This is a genomic window from Eubacterium sp. AF22-8LB (genome assembly GCF_003458715.1).
Lineage (GTDB): Bacteria > Bacillota_I > Bacilli_A > Erysipelotrichales > Erysipelotrichaceae > Holdemanella.
Genome location: NZ_QRVI01000067.1, coordinates 1 through 913, shown reverse-complemented (window position 1 = coordinate 913; position 913 = coordinate 1). Strand labels below are relative to the sequence as shown.

3 protein-coding genes are annotated in these 913 nt (G+C 40.3%); all 3 read right to left on the bottom strand.

What is annotated here, in order from left to right:
* Position 1: 1 nt before the first annotated feature.
* The 3 genes from rpsK to rpmJ are packed head-to-tail and all read right to left on the bottom strand — an operon-like array spanning position 2 to position 909.
* A complete protein-coding gene (gene rpsK, locus DWY01_RS11430) occupies positions 2 to 391 on the bottom strand; it encodes a 30S ribosomal protein S11 (RefSeq protein ID WP_003866326.1) in 390 nt (129 codons plus the stop codon).
* A gap of 19 nt (positions 392 to 410) precedes the next feature.
* Positions 411 to 776, bottom strand: a complete 366-nt coding sequence (gene rpsM / locus DWY01_RS11425; protein ID WP_117573903.1) for a 30S ribosomal protein S13 — start codon at positions 774 to 776, stop codon at positions 411 to 413.
* Positions 777 to 792: 16 nt separating this feature from the next.
* Positions 793 to 909 (bottom strand): 50S ribosomal protein L36, encoded by a 117-nt coding sequence (rpmJ, locus tag DWY01_RS11420; RefSeq protein ID WP_003866328.1) that lies wholly within the window; start codon positions 907 to 909, stop codon positions 793 to 795.
* Between the last annotated feature and the right edge of the window lie 4 nt (positions 910 to 913).

Below are 913 nucleotides of genomic sequence, written 5' to 3'. Positions count from 1 at the left end.
ACTATCCACGAGGTCGTTTTGGTGGACGACATCCGTTGTGTGGAATTGGTGTTACATCATTGATCATTGTAATTTCTAAACCAGCTACCTGTAATGCTCTTACTGCTGCTTCACGTCCAGGTCCAGGTCCTTTTACATCTACGGATACTGTCTTCATTCCGTGATCCATTGCTGCTTTTCCTGCTGCTTCTCCAGCTAATTGTGCTGCATATGGTGTTGATTTACGACTTCCCTTGAATCCTAATGCTCCTGCACTACTCCATGCTACGGCATTTCCGTTTTCATCTGTAATTGTTACGATTGTATTATTGAAAGTCGAGTGAATGTGTGCACATCCTCGCGCAATATTCTTTTTAACACGTCTCTTACGTGTCTTCTGTACTTTTGCCATTCTTTACTCTCCTTCCCTACTACTTCTTCTTGTTAGCCACTGTCTTGGCTTTTCCTTTACGTGTTCTTGCGTTTGTCTTTGTTCTTTGTCCACGTACTGGCAATCCTTTTCTGTGACGCATTCCTCTGTAGCATCCAATTTCCATCAATCTCTTGATGTTTAATTGTACTTCTCTTCTTAAGTCTCCTTCGACTTTGATTGCATCGATTGTTTTACGAATTGCATTTAATTGTTCTTCAGTTAAATCTTTTACTCGAACATCTTCACTGATGCCTGCTTCTTCCAATACTTTCTTTGATGTTGTCAATCCAATACCATAGATGTATGTCAATGAGATGACAACTCGTTTGTCGTTTGGAATATCTACTCCTGCTATACGAGCCATTTAGTTTCCTCCTACTTTAGTTTCCTTGTCTCTGTTTGTGTTTTGGGTTTTCACAAATTACCATCACACGTCCTTTGCGTCGAATTACTCGACACTTGTCGCAGATTGGTTTAACAGATGGTCTTACTTTCATCTTT